General features: G+C 44.4%; 11 protein-coding genes. 4 read left to right on the top strand and 7 right to left on the bottom strand.

The window, feature by feature from the left end; all coding sequences use genetic code 11:
* Positions 1 to 253 precede the first annotated feature (253 nt).
* The 5 genes from dapB to grpE all read right to left on the bottom strand — a co-directional run bounded on the left by dapB (position 254) and on the right by grpE (position 9,315).
* Positions 254 to 1,060, bottom strand: a complete 807-nt coding sequence (dapB, locus tag OPS25_RS05515) for a 4-hydroxy-tetrahydrodipicolinate reductase (protein WP_265616637.1) — start codon at positions 1,058 to 1,060, stop codon at positions 254 to 256.
* A 732-nt stretch (positions 1,061 to 1,792) separates the two neighbouring features.
* Positions 1,793 to 4,318, bottom strand: a complete 2,526-nt coding sequence (locus tag OPS25_RS05510; RefSeq protein WP_265616636.1) for a putative bifunctional diguanylate cyclase/phosphodiesterase — start codon at positions 4,316 to 4,318, stop codon at positions 1,793 to 1,795.
* A 1,045-nt stretch (positions 4,319 to 5,363) separates the two neighbouring features.
* The gene (gene dnaJ, locus OPS25_RS05505) at positions 5,364 to 6,500 is read right to left on the bottom strand and encodes a molecular chaperone DnaJ (RefSeq protein ID WP_265616635.1); all 1,137 of its coding nucleotides are present in this window, start codon (positions 6,498 to 6,500) and stop codon (positions 5,364 to 5,366) included.
* A gap of 160 nt (positions 6,501 to 6,660) precedes the next feature.
* Complete coding sequence (gene dnaK, locus OPS25_RS05500; RefSeq protein WP_265616634.1) at positions 6,661 to 8,586, bottom strand: molecular chaperone DnaK; 1,926 nt, start codon at positions 8,584 to 8,586, stop codon at positions 6,661 to 6,663.
* Positions 8,587 to 8,679: 93 nt separating this feature from the next.
* Entirely contained in the window at positions 8,680 to 9,315 is a 636-nt protein-coding gene (gene grpE / locus OPS25_RS05495) for a nucleotide exchange factor GrpE (RefSeq protein WP_265616633.1), read from the bottom strand.
* A 588-nt stretch (positions 9,316 to 9,903) separates the two neighbouring features.
* Here grpE and OPS25_RS05490 point away from each other — a divergent pair.
* The 3 genes from OPS25_RS05490 to OPS25_RS05480 all read left to right on the top strand — a co-directional run bounded on the left by OPS25_RS05490 (position 9,904) and on the right by OPS25_RS05480 (position 14,792).
* Positions 9,904 to 10,299, top strand: a complete 396-nt coding sequence (locus OPS25_RS05490) for a DUF3718 domain-containing protein (RefSeq protein WP_265616632.1) — start codon at positions 9,904 to 9,906, stop codon at positions 10,297 to 10,299.
* Positions 10,300 to 10,815: 516 nt separating this feature from the next.
* Positions 10,816 to 11,223 carry a DUF2784 domain-containing protein gene (locus tag OPS25_RS05485; RefSeq protein ID WP_265616631.1) on the top strand — a complete coding sequence of 136 codons (408 nt, stop codon included), beginning with the start codon at positions 10,816 to 10,818 and terminating at the stop codon, positions 11,221 to 11,223.
* A 179-nt stretch (positions 11,224 to 11,402) separates the two neighbouring features.
* A complete protein-coding gene (locus tag OPS25_RS05480) occupies positions 11,403 to 14,792 on the top strand; it encodes a PAS domain-containing hybrid sensor histidine kinase/response regulator (RefSeq protein ID WP_265616630.1) in 3,390 nt (1,129 codons plus the stop codon).
* Between the two features lie 533 nt (positions 14,793 to 15,325).
* Here OPS25_RS05480 and OPS25_RS05475 read toward each other — a convergent pair.
* A complete protein-coding gene (locus tag OPS25_RS05475; protein WP_265616629.1) occupies positions 15,326 to 15,967 on the bottom strand; it encodes a LuxR C-terminal-related transcriptional regulator in 642 nt (213 codons plus the stop codon).
* A gap of 102 nt (positions 15,968 to 16,069) precedes the next feature.
* On the bottom strand, positions 16,070 to 18,379 hold the full coding sequence (locus OPS25_RS05470; RefSeq protein ID WP_265616628.1) for a TonB-dependent receptor: 2,310 nt from the start codon (positions 18,377 to 18,379) through the stop codon (positions 16,070 to 16,072).
* Positions 18,380 to 18,617: 238 nt separating this feature from the next.
* Here OPS25_RS05470 and OPS25_RS05465 point away from each other — a divergent pair, with 238 nt between their 5' ends.
* A complete protein-coding gene (locus tag OPS25_RS05465) occupies positions 18,618 to 19,913 on the top strand; it encodes a GntP family permease (protein WP_265616627.1) in 1,296 nt (431 codons plus the stop codon).
* Positions 19,914 to 19,917: the final 4 nt, after the last annotated feature.

Below are 19,917 nucleotides of genomic sequence, written 5' to 3'. Positions count from 1 at the left end.
ATAATCAAGGGTTTAAGCATATATCTAACTTAAACCTCATAAAAAACGGGAGGTAATGGTGAAGTTACATCCCGTTTACAGAACTTTGCAGCTAATAAAATAGCGCTGTACAGCTTACCAGCGCGAAAATTTGGCAAATTCCGATTATTATATATGACTTAATCCACAAGGTCTAATTGGATTTCAAAGTTTGTTAAAAATAAGCAATTGAATCGAATTTCGATGCGTGAGCTATAAAAAGAACAATTATCGTTCAGTTTTCAGCCAACCCAAGAACGTCAGACATTGAGTAAAGGCCAGGCTTTTTGTGCTCGAGCCAATTGGCCGCACGCACGGCCCCTTTGGCGAAGGTTAACCGGCTGGATGCTTTGTGGGTGATCTCCAGGCGCTCACCCATATCAGCAAACAAGGCCGTATGTTCACCTACAATATCCCCTGCTCTGACCGTTGCAAAACCAATGGTCTTGGGATCACGCACAGGTGACTTCCCTTCTCTGCCGTACACGGCACACTCATTAAGATTTCGTTCAAGTGTCTCAGCAATGACTCTGCCTATCGCCATGGCTGTTCCACTCGGCGCATCCTGTTTGAAGCGGTGATGGGCTTCACTGATTTCAATGTCTGCTGTGTTTCCCAATGCTCTGGCTGCTTGCTTTACTAAAGAGAGCATAACATTCACACCCACACTATAATTTGCGGCAAATACGATAGGAATAATGCTTGCGGCATGGTGCAGCTGTTGCTCCTGAGTATCATTAAGGCCGGTGGTGCCTAGCACCAGTGGTATCTTGTTTCGCACACACCAGTTTAAATTATGTTCAAAAGCAGCGGGTAACGTGAAATCAATCATGACCTGAACGTCATCACCCCGTATTTTTGATATACCCGTACAGACTACAGTTTGTTTGCCAACTCCTGCCACGTCGCCTACGTTCATCCCCACCCATGGGGAGTCATCGCGAACTGTGGCTAAGGTGAGTACAGTATTTTCACATTCCTGCAGTGCTTCAATCAGGACCCTACCCATGCGCCCATTTGCGCCAAAGATGCCTACTTTCATTCCGCTTGCCATTGATAAGTAAATAAAAGAGGCATAATAGTAACATGTCACTTCTTAATTGCAGGAGTAAATCCTTTACTTCCCGCAAGCCTCCATTTATCCCATAGTAAGCCAGTCCAGATAACTAAAGCTCACCTTGCCGGTATCGTTAAAAAAACTTTTGTCTGAAGACTGTCAACACGATTGTTGGTTGGGTGATGAGATACCCGTTAAAGTAGGCACCGTGCGAGACCTAATTGCTTCAGTGACGCTTTGAGTTGTCTGTAAAGTAACGCTATTTAAGCAAAGCTAAGGTATTCGCAGGCACAGGGAGATCCTATGGAAACACGCATTTTTGATAGTTTTCAGCAGATTTTCACAGAGAACACATTATCTTTCATATTCCGGTCTTTGCCACTGATGAATTGCATGTCAAAACCGGTAGATGTCAAAACGGTTTCTATTTGCCGTTCTTTAGATAAGTTATTCAGCGCGCTTTTTTCAACCAGTGAAATCTTCCAGGAGTGCCAATTTTTCACGCTCGTGCAATTCAGCTTACGCGTTAACTAAGGTTAGTTCCTTCCCTTTTTAGACGTAGTTTTGGCCGTTATCACTCTCTTAATGGCACAATACTTTCTAGGAGATGATGCTCAATGGCCCTCTAATGTACCGAAGGAGCAGAATAAAAAGGCGGTCCTGGGGAAGTGCGACATTCCGCATTCTAAATACATCAATTTTTGCCATTTACATGCTTTAGTCGCTATGGATGAAAGAGGCTTTGACTAAATCCAACCATTTTTGCTCAACCACTGGCCGACCTAAATGAAACCCTTGAAAAATATCGCAGCCATGCTGAATAAGGTATTCCATTTGAACATCATTTTCGATACCTTCTGCGACCGTTCTTAATCCCAAAGCTTGAGCCATTTCGATAATGGTATTAACGATGGGGAAATTTTGGTGCACCGATGTTATTTCATCCACGAAAAACCGATCAATCTTCAGTTCAGCAATAGGCAAGGATTTGAGATAACTTAAACTGGAATAGCCTGTACCAAAATCATCAATAGAAAAAGAAAATCCCATTCCTGACAGCTTCTCGATGTGCAGTCTAACCTGGTCAATACTTTCGACGAGGGTTGTTTCAGTCAGTTCAAGCACAAGGTTAGTCGCGTCAACTTCCCACTTTGAGGTAATCGCAATCAGCCGCTCAGCAAAATCTGCCCGGGCAATTTGTTGTGCACTGATATTGACTGCAAGCTTCACATACAGGCTGTCTTTATGACATTCTGCCAGTAATTTACATGCTTCGTTTAGCACCCAATAACCAATATCTAAAATCGCTTCACTTTCTTCCGCTATCGGAATGAATTCACCTGGGCTTATCAATCCAATCGCGGCATGCTGCCATCGCACCAACACTTCAGAGCAAATCAGCTCACCGTCTCTGTTATATTGAGGTTGTAGTACAATAAAAAATTCATCGTCGGCCAGGGCGCGATGAAAAGATTGGGTAATATACTGGTGCCGTTCATATTCTTCATATGCCGATTTTTCAAATGCGACCGGCCCGATGTGACCGCTTTGTTTTGCGCGTTTTCGCCCGAATTCGAGCACCCCAATCACTTTCTCAAAAGATGATTGTTCGCTGTCAATTTGCACAGAAGACAGCGAACACCGCAATGTGTGAGTATCGCCTTGAAATGAAATGTCCTGCGCTAAATCCCGCAACAGTTTTTGTTCAATTTCTTCTATTAAATTAACCTGGGCTAACCGTTTTTGGTTGGTTTCTTTGGCTGGGGCAACTATCGGACTAAGATGCAAAATGAGAAACCGATCAGCACTTTTCCGATATGCGCGAAAATCAGCTGTGAGAACCTTTTTAATTCGGTTCCCCGTTATTTTAAGAATCTGGTCACCCGTTTCTTTTCCAAACAGCAAGTTGTATTGAGCAAATTTGTCAATATCTACCATACAACAGTACAGCTGTGCTTTAGCAACTCTCGCTTGCACAATGAGCTTACGAACGTCTTTTTCAAACGATTTAAAATTGGCCAATTGGGTGACATCATCATAAAAAGCAATTTTAAAAATGTTATCGATTGCTTCTTTGCGTTCCGTTACGTCTCTGATTATACCTATATAACGGCGTTGACCATCTAGAATAACTTCGGTCAACGATAACTCTATAGGAAATTGATGGCCGTTTTTATGGCGCGCGGTAAGCTCTTTATTTGGCCCGAAAAAGAGCGATTTTGCCTTACTCAAATAACTGGTGATGTCAGGCGTCGGCATGTCTGAAAATTCTTCCGGCACGATGATGGAAACATCTTGCCCCAACAGCGTTTCTGGAGGAAAACCAAACACTTTTTCGACAGTTTGGTTGACCATGATAATGGTTCCATAGCCATCTATTGTGATAACGGCATCGTTCAAATTATCCAGAATATTGACAAGGTATTCAGTATAATTTTGCTCAGTTGAGCTTCTTTGATAGGCATCAGTGATATCCTGCAACGCCCCCACTACACTGCTTACTACATTATTTTCCACCTGTGGTGTGAGGGTGAGGCGCAGCCAGCGTGCATTAATATCTTCCCCTACCTTAAAGTTATGTTCGGCGGGGAGTGATGTCTGGAACAGCTTTCTGATTCTTTGGACAACTGTTCTTCTGTCATCAAACGCAAGCGACTGTAGACCTCGCCGCAAGGAAAAATAGGAGTCATTCGGCAGATTGAGCAGTTTCGTGAACTCATCAGTGACGATTAAATCCCCACTTTCTACAAAATACTGGCAGCCACCAGTATGGGTCAATTCAGCTACTTTCTTTTGCAATGTGAGTTCGCCCTCATTGGCTTTATCCAGGCTTGTGTTCATTTCACTAAACTTATTGACTAGATGCATGAGGGTCTGTTGTTGCTGTATGGAAAGAGGGCTAGGCGAGAGGACTATTATATATAATCTATCATCAGAGCGGTGCGTTAATAACTTTTGGAAATGAACTGAGCAGGCTACTGCTAAATGTTGGAGTGACCTGGGCCAAGCAAACATTTCTCCCGATAATGCAACGGTAACATTGCTCCTCGCACATAATTTTGCCGCATCGTTTGATAGTTTGATATTGCCCGCTACTGGTTTATTATCCATAACACCGCTAAGTACTGAGCCACTTTCCATGCGCTCGTCCATGGATACGATTACAGCACCACTCACATTCAAAGTCAGCACGACGTCTGATAAAAGTGAAGTCAACCGTGACCAACGTTGAGCTCTATTCACAAAATTTATTTCCTTAGTCTTTCACTCGAATGAGATTGCTACTAAAGCGTAGTTAACCTAAATCGGGAAAACAATACTACTCGCATAAAAAAGACTATCGACAAGCGCTAGTTCGGTACGAGATTTAATCAATTTAAGCTTTTAATATTTATAAGAAAAGAATAAAACATATCGCCCCCATGATTCAATCGGATAAAAAGCACAAAACACGAAATTAGCAACCCATATGGTATTACTCTAACCATGCCGGTATACCGAAATATACGATAGAATTTAGTAATACTTAATAGAGAAAATATAAATAAACAATATATTAGATTGCTATTGGGGGTCTACCAGTAAAGTAAATGATTGCACGCCATTCTGTCTCCCACACCGCAGTCTACATCATTACGCCTCTCATACTGACAATGATTGAGTGCCCTTACTTCACTGTATACCGTTTTACCTACCCATTCTTCCTGTAAGGGCGTTTCGCTTTAGCTCCTCTTATCCAAAGGTGATGACTTTCTCATACCGTCATTATTGATAGCAGCCTGGTTTTACAATATCTAGCCTTTACAATCAGCGCAGCATGAGTGTGGTAGCTCAGCCAAATTTCCTTTTATCGATGTAGGAGGAATTTTATTCTATGACGCGATATCGCTGCATTTCACGTTCCAGGTTATTCGTGGAGCCATGGCGTTGGAAGATCCCCTGCTTAGTTTTAGACAAAACCGTAATGATGCTTGCTCGCTTAGCGCGTGGATTTTTACACTTTTGACAAGCCAATTATGTGAAGGTTTAGAGGGTTTAAATCGAACGCAATGAGTGTCGCTTAAAGTGGAAATAAGCAGCGACGAAAAGGGGATAGAGGCGGACATCTATTCCAAACGACGAAAGAAAGAGAAAGACTAGCGCAGTTAAAGAAATCACTAGATAAGCCGCATGGTGACTTTATTCTATTAAAGATACGAGGCTTTGAAGAATATAAACAAAAAGTTAAACGATGCGGTAGTTATGAAAAAGCCCTGCAAGCAGGGCTTTTAAAATACTTCATAACGATCTAATTGGTTAGATCATCAAAGAACTTTTTAACGCCGTCAAAAAAACCTTGTTCTTTAGGACGATGCTTGGCTTTATCACTTCCGCTGCCCATCGAATCTTCAAACTCTCTGAGCAACTCTTTTTGCCTGGCAGACAAGTTTACCGGCGTTTCAACAACTACTTTGCACATTAAGTCTCCCGTAATACCACTACGTACCGACTTAACCCCTTTGCCGCGTAAACGGAACATGCGACCTGTTTGGGTCTCCGGGCTAACTTTTAGTTTCACTTTGCCGTCCAGAGTGGGCACTTGCAGTTCACCACCTAACGCAGCAGTAGTGAAACTTAGAGGCACTTCACAATACAGGTTGCTACCGTCACGCTGAAATATTTTATGTTCTTTAACATGGACCTGAACATACAAGTCACCTGCTGGGGCACCATTTTCTCCGGCCTCGCCTTCACCACTTAGACGGATACGATCGCCTGTATCAACACCCGGCGGAATTTTAACCGATAGTGTTTTGGTTTTTTCAGTGCGACCATGTCCATGGCATTTATTGCAGGGATCACTAATGATTTTGCCTTTACCAGAACAGGTAGGGCAGGTTTGTTGGACTGCAAAGAAGCCCTGACGCATTTGCACCTGGCCGTTGCCATGACACGTTGGACAGGTGGTAGGTGACGAACCTTTTTTTGCGCCTGAACCATGGCATGAGTCACATTCAACTAAGGTCGGCACACGAATTTCTACATCTTTACCTCGCACTGCCTCCTCGAGAGACAATTCCAGGTTGTAGCGTAAATCTGAACCTTGTCGGGCACGTGACTGGCGGCCACCTCGCCCCCCACCAAAGATATCACCAAATACGTCACCGAAAATATCGCCAAAGTCAGCCCCGCCACCGTAGCCACCACCACCGCGATTGGGATCAACACCAGCATGCCCATACTGGTCATAAGCTGCACGCTTCTTCGGATCCGTTAAGATTTCATACGCTTCCTGGATTTCTTTAAATTTTTCTTCGAGAGACTTGTCACCCTGCGTGCGATCAGGGTGATATTTCATTGCCAGTTTTTTGTACGCTTTTTTAATATCGCGTTCACCGGCGCCCTTCTCGACTCCCAGGACTTCGTAGTAATCACGTTTCGACATATCGGTTACTTTCCTACCCTTTTTTTCATATCCGTGTGGGATATGCACTTTAACTGCTCATCGGCGTCGTAAAGCTTCACAAAACAAAGGCGCAACAAGGCATTCCCTGCTGCGCCTAACTGATTCAGCTCATCAACTAAATTGATGAGCGATTTTCAGCTTACTTCTTTTCGTCGTCTTTGACTTCTTCAAACTCAGCGTCAACAACGTCGTCATCAGCTTTAGCGCTTGCTTCTTCCTGTGCACCCGCATCTGCACCAGGCTGTCCAGCTTTTGCCTGCGCGGCTTCCATAAGTTTGCCAGATGCTTCAACCAATGCCTGAGTTTTCGCCTCAATTTCTGCTTTGTCTTCGCCTTTAACAGCCGTTTCAAGATCAGATAATGCAGCTTCAATTGGCGCTTTATCCTCAGCACTTAGAGCATCACCCACTTCTTCGAGCTGTTTACGCGTAGCGTGGATCATGCCGTCAGCCTGGTTACGCGTTTGAATAAGTTCTTCAAACTTCTTATCAGCATCTTTATTAGCTTCCGCATCCGCTACCATTTTTTCGACTTCTTCATCACTTAAACCAGAAGACGCTTTAATAGTAATTTTCTGCTCTTTACCTGTATCTTTATCTTTCGCCGATACGTGTAATATGCCGTCAGCATCAATATCGAACGTTACTTCAATTTGCGGTACACCTCGTGCCGCCGGACGAATACCTTCAAGATTGAACTGACCCAGTGATTTGTTACCAGAAGCTTGCTTACGCTCACCCTGCAGAACATGCACTGTTACCGCAGACTGATTGTCTTCTGCTGTAGAGAATGTCTGTGATTTTTTCGTCGGTATAGTCGTATTCTTTTCGATAAGCGCAGTCATCACGCCGCCCATCGTTTCAATACCCAACGATAATGGTGTTACGTCAAGAAGCAGTACATCTTTAACATCACCCGCCAGTACACCACCTTGGATCGCAGCACCTACAGCTACCGCTTCATCAGGGTTAACATCCTTACGAGGCTCTTTGCCAAAGAATTCAGTTACGTACTTCTGAACCAATGGCATACGTGTTTGTCCACCCACCAAAATAATGTCGTGGATGTCGCTTACTGACAGGTCTGCATCAGCCAGAGCTTGTTTCACTGGCTCCAGTGAGTTTTTCACCATATCTTCAACCAACGACTCCAGCTTGGCGCGGGTTACCTTGATTGCTAAGTGTTTAGGACCAGAAGCGTCCGCCGTGATGTAAGGCAAATTAACTTCAGTTTGCTGTGCAGAAGACAGCTCGATTTTAGCTTTCTCACCGGCTTCTTTTAAACGCTGCATCGCCAGCGGATCTTTACGTAAATCGATACCCTGATCTTTCTTAAATTCATCAACAAGGTAAGTGATCATACGGTTATCGAAGTCTTCACCACCCAAGTGGGTGTCACCGTTAGTCGCTAACACTTCAAAAGTGTGCTCGCCATCCACTTCATCAATTTCGATGATTGAGATATCAAAAGTACCACCACCCAAGTCATACACTGCGATAACGTTATCGCCTTTCTTCTTGTCCATACCGTAGGCTAATGCTGCGGCTGTGGGTTCGTTGATAATACGCTTAACTTCTAATCCAGCAATACGCCCTGCATCTTTTGTAGCCTGACGCTGAGAATCGTTAAAGTACGCAGGAACAGTGATCACCGCTGCAGTCACTTCTTCACCTAAGAAGTCTTCCGCGGTTTTCTTCATTTTCTTCAGCACTTCCGCAGATACCTGAGGAGGAGCCATTTTTTGACCTTTCGCTTCTACCCACGCATCGCCATTGTCTGCCTTGGTAATAGTAAAAGGCATAATGTCGATATCGCGTTGAACCTCTTTGTCTTCAAAGCGACGACCAATAAGACGCTTAATCGCGAACAAAGTGTTGTTAGGGTTTGTCACCGCCTGACGTTTCGCTGGCTGACCGACTAACGTTTCGCCATCATTAGTATAAGCAATGATGGAAGGGGTTGTGCGATCGCCTTCCGCGTTTTCGATTACGCGAGGTTTGTCGCCGTCTAGAACTGCGACACATGAATTTGTTGTACCTAAATCGATACCAATGATTTTACCCATTACGTGTCTCCAAAATAAATTCGTACTTAAGTCTGCAATGTGAGTGGGGTTATTTACTCACAATTTCAATAGGTGTTAATTAAAAAACTTTTGTCAGGCTTCTGTATCAACACCGCTGCTAGGCGATCGAGATACCATCACCATCGCTGGACGTAACAAACGACCGTTAATCTGATAGCCTTTTTGCATCACTGCCATCACCGTATTTGGCTCATGGTCTGCGCTTTCCTGCATTGACATAGCCTGATGTAAGTCAGGATTAAATTGTTCGCCTTGCGGATCAACTAGTGTCATGCCAAATTTTTCGATGGTAGATAGAAACGACTTGTGCGTCATTTCCACGCCCTCTAACAAAGGTTTTACCGCCTCGTTATTGGCATCGCTCATTTCTATCGCGCGTTCGAGGTTATCAATTACCGGCAATAACTCGCCCGCGAAACGCTCTAAGGCAAATTTGCGTGCTTTCTCTACTTCAGCTTCTGCACGACGACGCGCATTTTCCATATCGGCTCTTGCACGCAGCACACTTTCCTGCTGGTCTTTAATGGTGTTCTGCGCTTCACTTAGCGCATTTTGTAACTCATAAACCTTCTGGCCTATCTCGTCACGCCCTTCAATTTCTGCATCGGGCTGCGCATCCTGAGCCGCGTCATTCTCTTCAGCAAGTTGCTCTACAGATTCTACTGGTTGCTCTTCGGTCTGCGCCTGCTCGTCACGCTTGTCGCTCATGTTTACCTCCGGATAGTGCGATCATCGGCTTTAACTTGTTAATAAATGAACCTGAATGGGTCAGTTTTAAGATTGTTGCTGGCCCTATTAATGGGGTTAGATTACGAGGCTTCAAGTGTGACCTTATAATTTTTGTGGAAATTTTTAAGGAGTAAATCGTTCGGTGACAGGAAGACAAATCCATAAGAAAAAATTCTTGTTTTTATACAGATCGTTACGCCACATATAAGCGCACTCCAGTCTTTGTTTAGAGCATCCTTTATGGCTGCGAAACTTCCTTTAGCATACTCCCGCAGAATACCTTGCGCGTTGTATAAAAAAAATACGTTTCCTGGAGGTTCTGTCGGTAATTTTTTCTAAAGAATTTGTATGTGATGACGGTGTACCAAACTCTATAAGCTGCAATAGGTTAGCGCTACTTATTTAATGCGCAAAAAGCTAACCTAATCAAATCATTTCTACCACCTGCGCATAAAGCGTATATTTCTTTATAACAATGTATCACTTACTCGTTTTCCAACAGCCAAAAATTCCCGTTTAATCCGCATCCTCAACACAAATAACGACTAAATTCCTGAGGATATGACTATGTTGAAAACTGTTAAAGCTTCTATCATTTTGGCTACCGCATCTCTGATTTTTGCTGGCTCAGCACAAGCAAATATTGAGACCGATCTTGCTAACATCTGTAATATCGTGAAAGTAGATGACAAAGGTGAACTGCGTAAAAAAATGAAGAAGGTAGAGACTGACTACCGTCTGAAATTACAAGATTATTACACAGGTATTTCTTGTGACGGGCAAAGCCTGCTTCGTACAGCATTTCTAAACAATGCCGTTGAAGCTGGCACCTTGCTGGTAAAGAAAATGCCTAAGAGCCAACTGAATGCGCCTGAGAAAGATGGCAAAACTTTGCGTGCATGGGTTTCTGAGAATGGCTTAATGGAGTCCCCACTTGCTGGTGAGCTAAACGAACGTATCTAGTGCGTTTGAATATGACCTTGTAAGTTAAACTTGATTAAGGTAACAGGGTCGCAGGTCATAACCATGCCCTTCTGAAACGGCTTCCTGAGGAAGCCGTTTCAACATTTCTTAAGCAGCAGAAAAATTTCTCTCTTTGCTTATAATTTAGTGCAAAGGAAAAGGTGAATCCTTGCCCTGCTCGATGCGATAACTTCGCATAAGTTCAAATTAACCGCTATCCAATTATCTATGCATTTTTTCTGCGTCGTCTTAAACGGTACCTGCATGGACTAAAATGATGATTCATAGTACGTACCTTCCACACCCACTAGCAGTAACAAATATCCCGTTTCAACAAGCCAATCCATGTATCCATTTGCAATAACCCCTTTATAGCCTAACTGTGCTAAATTCAGACAAGTCTTTTGCACATTATTTGGCTTACTTATTTCACCTAAGCGCCAGGATTTCTTCCCCTAACCAGAGTTCACCATATCCATACATTGTGCGGGCAACGTTGCAACGAAGTGAGAAAAAGTGAAGAGAGAATCGCTATTCATATTTTTGGCCGATGCGATATTGATCGTACACGTTCTATTCGTTTTATTTGTCGTATTAGGACTGGTAGCGGTTTATGTAGGATATTTTATGGGCTGGCAATGGGTCAGGATTCGAACCTTCCGGATACTCCATTTACTTGCCATTGTCTTTGTTACGGTTCAAGCGTGGATGGGAGCAAGGTGTCCTTTAACCCATTGGGAAATTGCGTTAAGAACTGAAGCAGGTCAAGCTAGCTACGCGGGTTCGTTTATACAACATTGGCTACAACAGTTACTTTATTATAACGCTCCCGATTGGGTATTTGTTTTGCTGTACACATGTTTCGCCAGTGCGGTGGGGGCTAGCTGGTTTATAGTGAGGCCCGAGGCCAGAACCAAGCAGTAAGTTGTCTCCACTGAAAACACATCAAAAGCCAAAACGATGTTCTCTCAATAAAACGCCCCACTTTAATTTGTTGTTCAGTCCTGAGTCACACATTTACAGAATGTAGATAATAATTCCACACGCTTCGAATGAATTGTGGTAGGTTGAAAGCATAATAAAGACGTAAATTCGAACGTACGATGTTGACTCTTTGGACTGTTGGTCTACTGGTCGTAGGCTATCTGGTAGTGTTGTTTCTCATTGCTTTCTGGGGCGATAAAAACCTGCAGGATAATCAACAGCATCCCGTCTTATATAGTCTGGGCCTGGGGGTACACTGCACTTCGTGGGCCTTTTTTGGCACTGTTACCCAAGCATCACAGTATGGCTGGGCCGTTGTACCGACTTATTCTGGTATTATCCTGACTATGCTGTTTGGCTTTGGTGTACTGCGAAAAGTCAGTCGCCTGTGCCAACAGCACAACATTAGCTCTTTGGCTGATCTGATTGGCTTGCAATACCGCAATAGTCACTTGCTCGCCGCCACCGTTACTATTTTATGTTTTGTCGGCGTTGTTCCATACATCGCCCTTCAGCTCGATGCCATCACTGAGAGTATCAACCTGATAACGGGCTCTGACACCTCGGTTAATGCAGTGGGACTATACGTCGCCGCCATTATGGCGTTGTTTGCTGTCTTTTTCGGTACTCGCACCTTAAACCTGACGCGTAAGCACCCGGGTTTACTATTAACCATTGCCGCAGAATCCATTGTCAAATTAGCTGCCCTCTCTGTCGTCGGTTTATTTGTCTGTTACAGCCTATTTGATGGTTTTTTTGATCTGTTTGCCCAGGCTTCACAATCTACTGAAGCACGCAGGGTGCTGTTTGCTGATGCAGCACCCTGGGTCTATATATGCCATATGTTACTCGGAGTGTGCTCCATGTTTGTGCTACCCCGCCAGTTTCATATGAACTTCATCGAACAAAACGGTGACAGCGAACTCCGTAAAGCCCGCTGGCTGTTCCCTGCCTACCTTATCGGAATGACAATTTTCATTCTTCCCATTGCGCTGGCTGGCCAACTTTTACTGGACACTCAACTTGTCAAAACAGATGCATTTGTACTGGCGATACCCATTCAAAGTAATGCAACCGTTATCTCTGTTATCGCTTTTCTAGGTGGAATTTCTGCAGCTACCAGTATGGTGATTGTCGCTACTCTTGCCTTAGGGGTCATGATGGCGAACAATTTATTTACTCCAATTTGGCTTCAGCTGGCGATTAACCGCAAACATCACACTTCCGTGGAGGCCCGCAGTCTGCTAACTATTAGAAGGCTGACCATTATAGCAGTATTGAGCATAGCCTATTGGTATCATATCAATGTCAGTCAATCAGCACCGTTAGTGAAAACCGGCAGTATTGCTATTGCCTTATTGGCGCAGATATTCCCTATCCTGATGTTTGGCCTGTACTGGCAGAAAAGTACCCGACTCGCGGCACAGTGCGCCCTTATCGCAGGTTTTCTATGTTGGGTAATGTGGTTATTTTATCCTAGTTTGCTATCAAGTTATTATTTCAACCCAGCCCCTACTGATACTGAGCTTGCGAATGGATTCATATTAAGTTTGCTGGTGAATTGTGGTGTATTTGTAGCAGTTAGCATTCTGTTACCTCAACGAACTTCGCCCAAGCAGAGTCAACCTGAAAGCTCTTCGTTTCCTGAGCTTGCGATCCGAATAAATGACTTGCTGCACCTGACGCAAAGAGTGCTTGAGCCAGCTGCACATGAAGCTTTTTTACAACAACTGAATTATCATGAGCCCCCAGATTCGGCCTCAGGTTATGCGAGTCATTCCTTATTGGCTAAAGTGGAAAAATTACTCACTGTTCAGGTGGGAAATCCCAGCGCGAGGATTTTACTGACTGCCATTGCCGACTCGCAACAGGAAACTATCCCGGAACTGGTGGAATGGGTAGAAGAAGCCTCGCAATCGTTTCAGTTTAATCATGAAGTTTTACAATCATCAGTGCAGAATATTGAACAAGGTATCTGTGTATTAAATCAACAGCTTTGTTTGCTTGCATGGAACCCTCGCTATGTACAGCTGTTCGATTATCCCAAAGGATATTTGCAGATCGGAATGCCAATCCAATCTTTGCTGAAATTTAATGCCGAGCGAGGGCTATTGGCCACAGGATGCGATGTTGAAGCGGAAATCGATAAGCGCGTTACCTATATGCGCTCTGGCAGTCGCTATAAACATGTTCGTAAACATAATAACGGTAAAGTTATAGAACTAAATGGCCATCCTCTTCCCGCCGGCGGCTATGTCACCACTTATAGTGATATCACAGAATACATTCAAATTCAGGATCAACTGAAAGCGGCTAAGGACGATCTCGAACTGCGAGTGCGTCAACGCACACAAGAACTTCACCATGCCAGACTTGATGCGGACAAAGCTAATCAAAGCAAAACACGTTTTCTGGCGGCGGCTGGGCATGACCTTATGCAACCGTTTAACGCAGCGACTTTGTTCGCTTCTATGTTGGCGCAAAAAACCAGTGGAACGGAGGCTGGACAGATAGCGCAAGGATTAGTTAATTCACTTAATAGTGCTGAAAGCTTACTTTCTATGTTGCTGGATATGACAAAGCTTGAGTCTGGCAGACTGACGACGAACATAACCGCGTTTTCCTTAGACGAATTGCTGGAGCCGTTGGTAAGCGAGTTTTCAATTATTGCTCAACAGAAGCTTTTAAACCTTCGTTATGTTCGCACCCAGGTATGGGTTCGCTCAGATAAAAACCTCTTACGCAGAATTGTGCAAAATCTTATTTCCAATGCTATTCGATATACCAAATCGGGGGGCATTCTCGTTGGCATCAGACGTTGCAACACTTCCTCTATCAATATTTGTGTCATCGATAGTGGATTAGGCATCCCACAGCATCAGCAAAAAGAAATATTTAATGAATTTCATCAATTGGAAGGAAACGACACGAACCACGGCTTAGGTTTGGGCTTGACCATTGTTGAACGTATCAGCGAATTGCTTGGTCTCAGTGTATCGCTGCAATCAGAAGTAGACAAAGGCACCCAATTCACGATTACCGTTCCGAGAATAGCCCCCCAAACAGTGGCAGCAATTAAACAGCCTGACGATAAAGAAATTAATCTAATCCAAAATCCACTAACCGACCACACGGTACTGGTATTGGAAAATGATCCACAAATAGCTAACGCCATGACCACACTATTGAATGACTGGGGAGCTGAAGTCATTATTGCTTCAAGCTTGGCACAAGTGCTGGCGAGATGCCCTGAGCCGCCATCATTAATGCTGCTGGATTATCACCTTGATCACGGGGAAGTAGGGACCCATGTAGCACGTCAGTTACGAATCTATTGGTCAGCGGAAGTGCCGGGAATATTGATTACCGCCAATCGAAATGAAGGTATTCGAGATGAAGCTGAATCGGCGCAACTAGGTTATTTACCTAAACCCATCAAACCGGTTGCGCTGAAGAGGATGATAAAACTACTTTTGCAGAACACTATCAGTACTAATGATCATAATTAATCACACGAATAATCTTCCACTGTTTCTTTTTCCACAAATGAACAAAGCGGGGCCGCGCAACTTCTTTGAAGCTCCCATCTGTTTGTTGTAATAAGAACCGATGCGTCCCAAACTGCACTGCACCGACACCTTGAATTGGAAGGACTTCATGATCTCCGGGTACAAATTCTCTGATCACGTTTGCTTTCTCACCTTCTTTACATCTATCCAGAAAAGCCGGTTCCAAGTCCTTGCGGGTAAATGTCGGATCATCGTTGTCTAGATAAAATTCAAAGTTTAGATCCCGATAAAGGCGCCATTTTGCTGGCTCGCAGCGATTAAATGCAGCAAAAAGTTGAGTATCTTGCTGTAAGATTACGACTGAGAATGGAGAATCGGCACTGGCTTTGGCCGACTTTGCTCAATACATAACGCCTGCTAACAAAGACAATAATAATGATAATTTCATCTACTTCTCCTTTCGTGACAAAAGTAGCAGAAGTAGATTGACTTAGTGGTAAACAGCTGTAAGAAAATATTCTTTAGTATTTAGTTCACTGTCTCCCCACTACCTGCTTAAAGACGATTCCTGCCTGGGTTCGGTTAATCACGTTAAGTTTTCGAAGCACTGCTGAAACATGTTGTTTCACCGTGGACTCTGAAATATCTAGCTGGTAGGCAATTTGTTTGTTGAGCAACCCCTCAGCGATTAATCGTAAGACAGTAAATTGATGAGGTGTAAGTTGCGTCACTCGGTGGGCAAACTCTTCCTGCGCTGTATTTTGCACATCAGGCAATGCCCCACTGAGGTTTTCAGGTAACCATTGCTCTCCTTCGATTATCTGACTTATAGCTTGGCTGAGCACCGGCAGCGACGTGGATTTGGGGATGTATCCACTAGAGCCAAGCGCGATTGCTTTGCGAATAAGATGCTGACATTCCTCGGCAGATACCATCACAACAATGATATCGGGAAAGGTGGCTCTTATCTCACTGAGGCCAGTCAACCCTTCGTTACCCGGCATATTTATATCTAAAAACACGATCTCAATATCAGGATCAGCTTTCAGGACGGAATGCGTTTGCGGATACGATTCTGCTTCAACCATGTTATCACCAATAATATCTACCAGCGCGTGGCGCATAGCAGCGCGAAAGATAGGGTGGTCGTCAGCAATGAGTACTTTAGGTTGCATGGGGAATCTACGAGTTTTTTACTACTGTGTAGAATCATACAAGAAATAGCAAGGATTAAACAAAAGGGCGACTAAGGCTTAATGTCGCCCTCTACTAACATTTTAGAACCGATAACCCACGGTTAAATGAACGGTACGCGGATCGCCATAATATCCAATTAACGTGGTATCTCCGCCGAGCCCCGGCCCAAGCGCGCCGGTGACAGGATCTTGTGTAACAAAATCGTAGCCACCCACAAGATATTCTTCATCAGTGATGTTTTTCAGGTGAAGGCCACCAAACCAGTCGCCCTTGGGACTTTCCCAACTCACGCTGGCGTTTACCATACCATACGCTTCCTGTTGTATCAGTTCGCTTGTCTCAAACAACAGATAGTCATCTCGGTAGTAGTAGTTAGTATTGAAAATCACACTTCCCCAATCGGTATCGAGCAAGTAATTGACGGCAAAGTTCAGGGTGTTTTCGGGGGTTGAAGCTAAGCCGACTAAGGGTGGAATGGCGTCGTTTTTAACAATATCAAAATCGATATATCCATACGCAACATCAAATTGTAAATTGTCGGTCGCGACATAGGTCATCTCTACTTCTATCCCCTGCCCCTCTGTCTCAGCAGCGTTGCGTAAACGTTGCTCGAGTGCAGTAGGATCGTTTGAGTCTCCTTCAATACCAATATACTGACGGTCTTTATGCACATAGCTAAATAAGGTTGCATTTAGTCTGAAATTTTCAGTGAGATCCGATTTCATACCTAGTTCAAAAGAATCCACTACTTCAGGGTCCACTCCCGGCTCAGGCCCACTCGCTCGCGGGTTAAAGGTACCGGATTTGAAACCCTGCGCGTAGCTCGCAAAAAACATGGTGTCAGGGTTCATCTGGTATTCAACCCCTATTCGCGGAGTCAAACGTGACCAGTTTTCCACTGAGGGGCCAGAAAAAACGCCATCTCCATCCGGATCGTTACCTAATACTTGCGGTACAAGCTCCCCTTCTGGTCGCACAAAGCCGTCAATCCATCCTGAGTAAGGATAAAGATTGTAAAACGCCAGTCCATTGTTAACGGTAGCCGACTTTTCTTCGTCGGTATAACGCGCACCGACTGAAACAGATAACTGTTCGGTAATATCATAATTGACCTGGGCGTAAGCCGCCCAACTTTCACTGTTATTACACCCGCTGACTTCCCGTGTAATTCCTGGCAACCCAAACTCAGTTCGTCCAAGCACACCTAGAATTGCATCAAAATTTCCGCACGATTCACCATCATAATAATATAATCCTGATACCATGCTGAAGTTATCAGCCACATAGTTAGCCTGTAACTCATGAGTATCATTTTTATCTTTATATTCGGCAGGCACGTCGAAAATATCTAACGCCGTGTTGTCAAAATCAATATTTGTCGGTGAATAGCCTTTACGATGTGATCCGATGTATTTTAATTCCAGCGCATCATTAACATTGTATTGGGCGAGCCAGCTATACCCTTCCAACTCAACTTTGTTCCAGGTTGGCAAACTGGTATAGGAATCATATTTTGAATCCGGTACCGGAGCATCGGTTAAAATACTGGGTAATAACCGATATCCACCCTTTGCATTTGAATCGTCTTCTGTTTTATCCCAACCAAAGCGAAAAAATAAATTCTCACTTGGGCGAACTTCCAGGGTAAGCCTTCCAGCCCACAAATCTTTATTGTAATTTTCACGATTTTGATTGGGTTGTGAGGACTGCAAATAATGACCAAAGCCATCCCGATTAAGATTGGCATAGCCAAATCCTAGGTAAACCACATCCTCAACAATGGGTACTTGCCCTGAAAGCTTTATATCACGCTGTTCATAGCTACCCACCGTGGCTTTGGCGGTAAATTGCGTATCACCTGACATTTCTTTGGTGACATACTTAACCGCACCGCCAATAGTATTCTTGCCGTAAAGTGTCCCTTGAGGACCCCGCAAAACCTCTATCCGTTGCACATCCAACAGGTCAAGAACGGCCCCTTGCGGCCGTGCCAGATACACATCATCAATATAAATGCCTACTCCAGGTTCATACCCCCACAGCGGATCTTGTTGACCCACACCACGAATAAACGCGGTTAACGTAGAGTTGGTACCGCGGCTGGTTTGCAAGGTCGTATTGGGTGAAAATTGTTGTACTTCGGTAAGTACACTTATTCCCTTTTCAGTTAACTCACTCTCGCCTATTGACGTAATCGCTACTGGCACTTCTTGTAACGATTCAGTGGTTTTTCGTGCGGTGACTTCGATTCGCTCTAATTTTTTTTCGTTGACAGCAGGTTCCACCTGCTCTTGTGCATTGACAACTGGCCCACTGAAACAGGCAACCGCAACAGCGGTTGCGCACAGTGTCTTGTTAAAGCATCTGGCGTGTTTTAATGTGTGTGGCATATCGGTTCCCTGTTCGTTTTTGTTTTAATAAGGCTAAACGGGTGGATTTATTTTCATGCGTACCGTGGTAACGACAACATCGAAACTGAGTACTTCTGCCCTCACTTTAAAACAAGCAAGAATTTTTTTATGTAGTACCATCGTACTATGGGCAAGTGCTTGAGATCACTTCACAATTTACCTAAATTCTGACTATCTGTCTTGCAGATAAAGAGAATAACAATAAGCGGAATAGACTATGTTAAGTTTGATTGGCCTGATAGGCGGTCTGGTTTTACTGATTATACTCACCATACGCGGAATGAATTTATTCATCGCAGCGCCGACATGTGCGTTGATCGTCGCCCTTACCAGTGGGTTGCCCGTCTTTGTAGGCGAAAATAACTTTGTAGAAACCTATATGAGCGGCTTCTCTGGATTTATTGCCAGTTGGTTTTTCATGTTCTTACTGGGTGCAATCTTTGGTAAGTTTATGGAAGACACTGGTGCTGCAGATGCTGTCGCGCGCTGGATAGTCGGCAAATTGGGTTTTAAACACGCCGTGTTGGCAGTGGTCATGGCGTGCGCCATCCTGACCTATGGCGGCGTCAGTGTGTTTGTGGTGGCCTTTTCGGTTTATCCCATGGCCTTGAGCTTATTCAAAGATGCCAATTTGCCTCGTCGATTCATTCCGGCCACCCTTGCTTTTGGCTCGGTAACTTTCACCATGACCTCCGCAGGCTCACCCGAAATTCAAAACTGGATCCCTATTAAGTATCTAGGCACTTCTCCTTTTGCCGGTTGGGAAGTGAGCTTAGTGGTCGCCGTTTTCATGGCTACCTTCGGTTACTGGTGGCTGAAGAAAATGATTGGCAAGGCCGTTGCCAACGGTGAAGCATTCGACAGTCGAGACTATGACCCCCATATTCCCGAACGCGACTACCCTCACCCGATTACAGGGCTCATTCCTCTTATTGTGGTGTTGGTGTTATCGTTTTCGCTACATGAGCAACTCGCCCAACTTGCTTTGATTGTTGCGCTGGGCGGGGGTGTTTTAACCATTATGATAATTAACCACAAACATTTTCATAATATGCCACAGGCCATTAATCTGGGCACCACGGGCGCATTAGTGGCAATAGGCAATACCGCCGCGGTGGTGGGCTTTGGTTCGATTGCCAAAAGTACCCTTGCTTTCCAGCAAACCGTAGACTTGATGACCCAGATCCCCGGCAATGAACTTATCGGCGCGGCAATAGCGGTGAGTGTTATTGCCGGGTTAACAGGCTCCGCTTCTGGTGGGCAGGCGATTGCGTTGCCATTGGTAGCACCTCACTATTTGGATCAAGGAGTAGAACCAGACGAATTACATCGCATTGTTTCCATTTCATCGGGTGCGCTGGATTCTCTTCCCCACAACGGATACGTGGTCACCACAATCAGAGCTATCTGCCATGAAACGCACAAAGCAGCGTATAACGCAGTGGCAGCCTTGACAGTAGTCGTGCCGCTTATTGGCCTGGTTATGGCAATTGGTCTGTTTTCAATAATGTGAGCTT

The sequence above is a fragment of the Alteromonas aquimaris genome (assembly GCF_026183695.1).
In the GTDB taxonomy this organism is placed as follows: Bacteria; Pseudomonadota; Gammaproteobacteria; order Enterobacterales; family Alteromonadaceae; genus Alteromonas; species Alteromonas aquimaris.
The sequence above is the reverse complement of the archived record's forward strand: the minus strand, read 5'-3'. Positions and strand labels throughout refer to the sequence as shown.

Coding starts and splice junctions, on each gene's coding strand:
- dapB (WP_265616637.1), bottom strand. CDS start 1,060: ATGAAAGTAGGCATCTTTGGCGCAAATGGGCGCATGGGTAGGGTCCTG.
- dnaK (WP_265616634.1), bottom strand. CDS start 8,586: ATGGGTAAAATCATTGGTATCGATTTAGGTACAACAAATTCATGTGTC.
- OPS25_RS05480 (WP_265616630.1), top strand. CDS start 11,403: ATGTTGACTCTTTGGACTGTTGGTCTACTGGTCGTAGGCTATCTGGTA.
- OPS25_RS05475 (WP_265616629.1), bottom strand. CDS start 15,967: ATGCAACCTAAAGTACTCATTGCTGACGACCACCCTATCTTTCGCGCT.
- grpE (WP_265616633.1), bottom strand. CDS start 9,315: ATGAGCGACAAGCGTGACGAGCAGGCGCAGACCGAAGAGCAACCAGTA.
- OPS25_RS05465 (WP_265616627.1), top strand. CDS start 18,618: ATGTTAAGTTTGATTGGCCTGATAGGCGGTCTGGTTTTACTGATTATA.
- OPS25_RS05470 (WP_265616628.1), bottom strand. CDS start 18,379: ATGCCACACACATTAAAACACGCCAGATGCTTTAACAAGACACTGTGC.
- dnaJ (WP_265616635.1), bottom strand. CDS start 6,500: ATGTCGAAACGTGATTACTACGAAGTCCTGGGAGTCGAGAAGGGCGCC.
- OPS25_RS05490 (WP_265616632.1), top strand. CDS start 9,904: ATGTTGAAAACTGTTAAAGCTTCTATCATTTTGGCTACCGCATCTCTG.